This is a genomic window from Candidatus Methylacidiphilales bacterium (assembly GCA_025056655.1).
In the GTDB taxonomy this organism is placed as follows: Bacteria; Verrucomicrobiota; Verrucomicrobiia; order Methylacidiphilales; family JANWVL01; genus JANWVL01.
This window is the reverse complement of record JANWVL010000098.1, coordinates 1-6,989: the sequence shown is the minus strand read 5'-3', so window position 1 is coordinate 6,989 and position 6,989 is coordinate 1. Positions and strand designations below refer to the sequence as shown.

The 6,989-nt window shown below is 39.5% G+C and carries 7 protein-coding genes; 1 reads left to right on the top strand and 6 read right to left on the bottom strand.

The annotated features are described in order from the left end of the window. Positions 1 to 497 precede the first annotated feature (497 nt). The 6 genes from NZM04_06155 to NZM04_06130 all read right to left on the bottom strand — a co-directional run bounded on the left by NZM04_06155 (position 498) and on the right by NZM04_06130 (position 6,552). Positions 498 to 698 (bottom strand): hypothetical protein, encoded by a 201-nt coding sequence (locus NZM04_06155; protein MCS7063610.1) that lies wholly within the window; start codon positions 696 to 698, stop codon positions 498 to 500. 522 nt (positions 699 to 1,220) lie between these two features. Next, positions 1,221 to 1,886, bottom strand: a complete 666-nt coding sequence (locus NZM04_06150; protein MCS7063609.1) for a hypothetical protein — start codon at positions 1,884 to 1,886, stop codon at positions 1,221 to 1,223. Continuing rightward, complete coding sequence (locus tag NZM04_06145; GenBank protein ID MCS7063608.1) at positions 1,876 to 3,738, bottom strand: hypothetical protein; 1,863 nt, start codon at positions 3,736 to 3,738, stop codon at positions 1,876 to 1,878. The genes NZM04_06150 and NZM04_06145 overlap by 11 nt, the downstream gene beginning before the upstream one ends. Before the next feature lie 819 nt (positions 3,739 to 4,557). Further along, complete coding sequence (locus NZM04_06140; GenBank protein ID MCS7063607.1) at positions 4,558 to 5,358, bottom strand: hypothetical protein; 801 nt, start codon at positions 5,356 to 5,358, stop codon at positions 4,558 to 4,560. Beyond that, positions 5,355 to 6,095 (bottom strand): sigma-70 family RNA polymerase sigma factor, encoded by a 741-nt coding sequence (locus NZM04_06135; protein ID MCS7063606.1) that lies wholly within the window; start codon positions 6,093 to 6,095, stop codon positions 5,355 to 5,357. Before NZM04_06135 ends, NZM04_06140 begins: the two co-directional genes overlap by 4 nt. 271 nt (positions 6,096 to 6,366) lie before the next feature. Continuing rightward, complete coding sequence (locus NZM04_06130) at positions 6,367 to 6,552, bottom strand: hypothetical protein (protein MCS7063605.1); 186 nt, start codon at positions 6,550 to 6,552, stop codon at positions 6,367 to 6,369. A gap of 197 nt (positions 6,553 to 6,749) precedes the next feature. Here NZM04_06130 and NZM04_06125 point away from each other — a divergent pair. After that, the coding region (locus tag NZM04_06125; protein ID MCS7063604.1) for a hypothetical protein at positions 6,750 to 6,989 on the top strand (240 nt) is incomplete at its 3' end.

The following is a 6,989-nucleotide window of genomic DNA, read 5'->3' as shown; positions in this document are numbered from 1 at the left end:
TGAAATGACGATTGCAGGCCTTGCACAGGTAGCGCTGGCTGCCGCTGTGATTCTTGCCTCGTTTGACCACCGATTCGCTTATGTCTCTTTGGACACTTCATGTATCCAATTTTATTTACTCCCCCAGTTCACCGGCGCACTTGACCCAGGAGGCTACCGATTGCGCACTTGATACGCAGATTGCGCCTGATGTGTCGGAAGCTGTGGCCATCTAGATACATCTCGACGACTTGGCGCAGGATTCTAGGCGGGTAGCCGATTAGGTTGGGCTGAGGGATGAAATGACGATTGCAAGCCTTGCACAGGTAGTTCTGGCTGCCACTGTGATTCGTCCTTGTTTGACCACCGATTTACTTATGTCTCTTTGGACACTTCATGTATCCAATTTTATTTACTCCCTGAGCAGCACGATGGACCTCGGGAGATAGTGGCTCATGTCCTGATTATCACATTACGTGTTGTGTAAGCATCGGTTTTCAACGTAGGTCCCGCACCGCTCATTTTAAGATTGCGCCTGATTGAACCACTTTGAGAATGTAGTTGTTATCTTTTCTCCCTGCAAGCAGCTGTTTTCCGACCAAGATGTCTTTTTCCATCTGCTCTATCTTGAGCAATTTCAACGCAAAACGTCTCACTACAGCGAAGTTTGCCGCCTTAAAGCCCATCTGCGCTCGGCTCAGATCTTCCTGAAAGATCACATCCTGCGGTCAGCACAGATTGTTTTCTATGCATCAATATCTTTGTAACGCTTGGGCAAAGCATTTCACATTCCCCTTCAGGCTGGTGATTCAGGGTTTACACATTAGAGCGCTGCTTTCAATCAATTTATCATCCAAATCGCGTAGGTAGGCTACGGTATTGCCTTCGCCTACCTACGCTTTCGCCTTTAGCCGTCTGATCTGCACAGCGCGCGACCTTGATAATTCTTAGGAAATGGATTTGAGAGGGATGGACTTGACATGTGTGCAATTTTCTATTAATATTAGGCACGACCTCTTGGTAGCAGGCTGGTTGTTCCCCCTAGCATCTCTCCCCTCTATCATGGAGGGGAGAGTTTTTTATTGTAAACAACATCAATAGCCCTGAAGAATATTGATTAACATCCTTATGTTGATTTAGAAACAGGAGTAAACGCAATGATTTACATCTTTATTTAGCTAATAATATAAAACTTCCATTATAGCCGGTATTTAGCTTAAAAAGATAATTTATAGATCTATTTAAAGAATTACTGTGAGCGGGTCACGATCAAGTGCCGATATCATATTGCTATATCTAAAATTAGAAGGTTGCGTATTTTCATATGGAGTGATGTAATTTTGTACAATGTGGCGTTTAATATATGGTTGGGCGTATGAGAATGGATTTGGATGTATCCACGCTTTGTAATTATTCAGTGCATCATACATACCAGCTATACCGGCTAAAAAATGCGCATATCTACGGTCAATTTGAGTGCTGTGAATAAATCTCATTACATAGTTAGCCAGCCATGGCAAAGCCGAATAAACAATCTTGTCGCGCGCCTGACGATAAATTATTTCAACCCCATTATTATCATAGACTGAGGGTTGTTTGCAGGCTTGTGCTAAATAATACTTAACGAGGAAGAAATAGGCAGTCGCTGCTTTTTTCGGGTCTGCTGCATGCGATTGTCGAATAATTTTTAAGGCATCGGCAGGTGGGATATCAATTAGATCATAGCATAAATTCCCGAGAACAGACTTAAACAAGTTCTCCAAATCTTGCCCGGTGTTGCTGATTTTTTGTATATGTATGTAACCAATATAAATGATGTTTACAGCTAAATCATCTTCAGACAATGGCTTGATATGATGACCCAACCCGTATAATAACGCTTTTAAGTTAGATGATTTAGCGTCCATTCATCCCCGTTTTTGTTTCTAGGTTTTCTAATCCTTCTTGGTCGACAAGTTTGCGCTTTTCTACTTCTGCGATAAGACCGGAGCCATGCCCTGCAGCCAGAACTACGTGCGCAATACTTCCGCTGGTAGCGGCTGTGCTGATATTTTCTATGATGCTCTGCGTATGCCTATTTACGCGCGTAGTTGTTGTATTTGAACCCCCTGAATCACTTTTGCCTTCTCCGGAATTTTGTAGATTATTTATAAACTGAGTAAATAACTCGCTTGTATGATCTCCAGCCGGGCGACTTTTTTGAGAAGAGGTTTGCCGCGCATCTTTATTGCCTTTATTATCATTACCTTCTTGTTCTTGATTTTGTTGGGCGAAGTTTTCTTGATAAGAGCTGGATGAAACAGAATCGGCTCTTGTATTACTTTCTTTTTGTTTAGCTTCACTTTTAGGCACATTGGTTTGACTAGTGGAGATAAAATCCTGTAAGAACATACTTGCTTTCCCAAATTCATCCATACCGATTTTCAACCATCCATCTGGGGTATGAGCCCAGTAGCGGTGTACGGCTTCTCGTTCCTTTTCTGGTGATGATCTGCTGTTGTGTGTTTGATAAGATGACTGATTTGAGTAAGCTCCATTATATGCGTGAGCATAAGCTGGCGACAGTGATGACGAAGGCATTCTGCCTATATCTTCAAAAGCGCTACCGGTATGTTTAGCTATCGACTCAAAGCTTTGTCCTACGGAGACAAATGAGCTGGTAGCGAAATTAATGGCGCTGCCGAGATTAAGTGCCAGAGCAGCACCATTCATCACTAAAATGATCAGACCTATAGCAGCCGCAAAACCTAATTTAGCAAACCATCCTGACAAAGATCCGGATAGACTAGATGCGATCATGATAAGAACAGCAGTGGCGACATGAACTAGGAGTGTTTTAACGAGAATATCGCGCCAACTTTGAAATATAACGCCTGTTGCAGGTAATACCAAAGATGTTATGGCCATAGGAGCCGTTAAAACGCAGAACAAAATTGCTAACATTTTAAAGAAATGCGAAAGAATCAAAGTCGACATGAAGAATTGTGAGACAAAGAAAGCCATGCCATTTGCCAATCCTCCGTCACGGTTTGATGGGAATAGAAGATTTAATATGCCCAAACGGTTAATACAACTACTACCACTCCCGCAAAATGCGGCTACTACATCATTGATAACAGAAAACAATGTGAACATTACAGGTTTTATCATGAGATAGCATATGATGATCACCCCTATTTTTAGCGCGTTATTTGATATATGCGATGTAAGTTCATTGGAATTACCAATAAGATAAAAGCTCGATGTGATAACCAAAAAGATGATCCCTAGTGGGATAAACGTGAGGGCGATTGCTTTAACGTAGGGTTCGATGTTGCGTGCAAATGGCGCTATGGCAAAGGCTTGAGACTCTGAAACAGGCAGACCTCTTGTAAAGTAAAAAGAAATAAATCTGGAGATACCTGCTCGTGTATCTGTTAAGGCTCCGCTGAATAGAGATGTGACGGATGCATTGAGAACGCCGGAGAACATTTGGACCGGCATGAACATGCGCACCTTAAGTAGAGCAGTGATATTTTGTATAAATTCATTGACAATCTCACCTATAGTTGTACTACCACTAACCGCGACAATATTATCTGATGGAGAGGATGATTGTCCTCCAGAGCTACTTGTATTTTGACCAGATGTGCCGGATTGTGCGAGTTGAGCTGGAATATTAGGATCAGCATGGACGAGTTTTATCGAAGAAAATAACACGAAAAATATCAATATAAAAAGCTTTATTTTTTCTAGCAAGGTTGTATAGGTTTTTTTCATGTCCTTATTATAGCTTAGCTTACGCTTTAATCAAGGCCAACTTGTAAAACAAAACTATATCATGAGTATTTTAAAATAAACAGGCTGAGCCTTTCACACCCAATGTTAGTATAATCTTTTGAAAGATCGAAAAACATATCAATCGAAAGATAAATATCTGGTTATTTATAACAAGAATATCGATAAAATCATCGCCAGACGTATAATATTATTTTTTCATGGCTTCAAATGAATAATAAAAAATTTAGCTCTCGAAATAAATCTTATAACTCGGATGAATTTGTTTGATGGATAGCCTCGATTCTTAATACTATACAAAGCACTAAAGCTGCAAATGGTAAATCAGCTTATTTATACACTACTAGTATCACAGTACCGACGTTATCCTAAGTGTTTAAAATTTACTCAATCATACCATCAGCCATTTTTTGCTCTCGCAATTCTTGTATATTATAGATTTGCAGAAGGCATGGATTTATCTGCGCACTATCCGGAATAACATACGATTTATAAAAATATATAATAACTTTATCTGATTATAGAACAAAACGTTTATGTGGTATACTATAAATATCGCGCATTAATTATTGCCGAATTTTTATAACAAACCGAATGACTATGCTAAATTGTATAGCGATGGGGGATTGCGTGTATATCATATTATTTGCCCGCAATGTTAAAACTGATTCTATAATTTCTGTATACAACTATAAATTTAATTACTCTTATACTATACTAAGCAATAATTTAATAAATCATATAAAATAAAAACACAAAAATTTTTGATTACCATTAAAATGTTTTCATTTTATAATAATTCTATGGGATATAATAATCCTGGAGTTGATAAACAATTTTTTCCATGCTCATATCGTCAGAATCTTGTTTCGGTAAAATTGCAGTAACAGTATAAATACCTACTCCTTCCATAAAAGCTATTTCAGACTCTATAGGTAAAAATATAGAAGACACGTTATCATCAGACATATTATATTCGCTCCTGCATTTTATATAAACCACACTCTTTTCCTTTATCTTGTCTTTTTTTATCTTACTACACACAACGGATCGCTTGTATTTTGTCCCCTTTAAACTATATTCAATAAACCACGGGTTCTGACGAGTCAGCAAGTCTTTCGGTAAGTAGATGCCATTGGCATTATAGGTAAGGCCAATCATAGGAAATGATAATTCAAGCCAAAAAACAGATTGATCGGAACACTGTAATAAGTCATCAACGACCATGGTCTGATCTGGTGATACATGATCATAAGTAGGTGTATCATCCCGATCCTCACCTGGTGAGGAGAGTAAGTAATATGCACGGCTATTTAAAACATAGCGACCATCTGTTAATTTTTCAGACACTTGTCTTCTTAAGTAGTAAGTCCCATGATCTTCATCATCGATACGATAATGCCAATAGGAGCCTACAGCAAGCGGGAAGAATGATGAGCAGTTTGGATCCACTTGACGTTCTCTGTTGAGAGGTGTTTTTATGATTATAATCTCATCATTCTTTTTATTGTCACCAGAAGATCTCCTATCAAAAAAAAGCAGAAATGATGCTATGACAATAGTAGACATGATGAAAAACGGCACGATGAATTTCTTTTTCATACGTAAGGGCTATTTTCGTACTTATCCTTAATTGTTTCTATGGCTACTGAATAAATTTTCTTCACTTCGCTTACGCTCTTTCCCAATATTTCAGATATTTTTCTGAAGGTGTAGGGTTTACTATTGTCATTGAATCCTAGTCTTAAACAAACAATTTGGCGCTCTATTTCAGGTAATTCATTTATTTTTTCCCTTAAAAACGCTTTCAAACGTTCTTTTACAAAATCTGAGTATATTTCATTATCCATGATTTCTTCTATACTAGCATTTCCATCATTAGGGTGGTGATCTATGCTTATGTATTGAATAATAGGATTAGGTAGCATGTGATTTTTCATGATATATTTACTAACCTCATCTTCATCTGGCACACGGCCTTCTTCCACGACAACTCTTTTGTAGTAATTCACCGCCTTAATATATTTATCTAAAAGTGTGCGGGGTATGCGAACTAATTCCTTGTGTTTTCTCACAGTATTAGCAACCATGGTTTTGATCCATGGCACTGCATAAGTAGAAAATTTTATGCCCAAATCCGGATTGTATTTGTGCAATGCCCTCCATAAACCGAGTGCACCACTTTGAAAAAGATCATCGTAAGGCACATCAGTATGATGCCGATAGTGTTTACATATAGAATGAATTAAATTTTTATACTTTTTGAATATTTCATCAGAAGACATAAGCGTGCCGTCAATAAGATATTGGCGGTCGGGCTGTGCCTTTTCAGAGATCATGTATATCATTATATCACGACGTTTGATCCTACGCAAGATATAAATTATATATTTTAGAATACATTGAATATAATCATGAGATTTAAACCGGCTTATTGTTGGATTACATATCTTTTATATCAGATCACTGTTTATTGGGTATTGAAACAAAACTACATTTGCTTAGAATTTCTTCGCTTATGTATAAAGAAGCAGCAATAAAGCTTTTAACATCATGTATGACTAATAAATGTAACCAATATCAAGCAGAATTCTTTTTACTTGTTCTATATCAATTGAGCAAACCTGGGAGTAAATAAAATTGGATGCATGAAGTGTCCAAAGAGACATAAGCGAATCTGGGGTCAAACAAGGCAAGAATCACCACAGTAGCCAGCGCTACCTGTGCAGGGACTGCCATCGTCATTTCATTCCTCAGCCCAACCCAATCGGCTACCCGCTTAGAATCCCGCGCCAAGCCGTCGAGATGTATCTAGATAGCCTCAGCTTCCGACGCATCGGGCGCAATTTGCGTGTCAAGTGCGCAATCGGTAGCCAACTGGGTCAAGTGCGCGCGGTGAACGTGCCTTGGATGTCCCCCATCCCACAGCCCCCAACCGACGACTAACCTATCGTCGAGCTTGAGAGCAGTTCACATTCGTCGGGAGTAAAAAAATGCGCCGATCTCATCACGCAGGTCGAGCGTCGGACGCGCTGCGTGATGATCTAGTAGATACTCTATCCCGCGATGAAGTGGTGTTACAGGCGGTGGTGGATCAAGCGCCACGGGCATTTCAGTATTGCACCGACGGCTTCAGTGGGTATGCTGCTTTAGACTACCGTGGCGGCTGTCTCTGGTTGCGCCGGGCAAGTCGCAGACCTATTCGGTTGAAGCAAGTCTCGCCGAGTTGCGGG

Coding starts and splice junctions, on each gene's coding strand:
- NZM04_06150 (MCS7063609.1), bottom strand. CDS start 1,886: ATGGACGCTAAATCATCTAACTTAAAAGCGTTATTATACGGGTTGGGT.
- NZM04_06145 (MCS7063608.1), bottom strand. CDS start 3,738: ATGAAAAAAACCTATACAACCTTGCTAGAAAAAATAAAGCTTTTTATA.
- NZM04_06140 (MCS7063607.1), bottom strand. CDS start 5,358: ATGAAAAAGAAATTCATCGTGCCGTTTTTCATCATGTCTACTATTGTC.
- NZM04_06135 (MCS7063606.1), bottom strand. CDS start 6,095: ATGATCTCTGAAAAGGCACAGCCCGACCGCCAATATCTTATTGACGGC.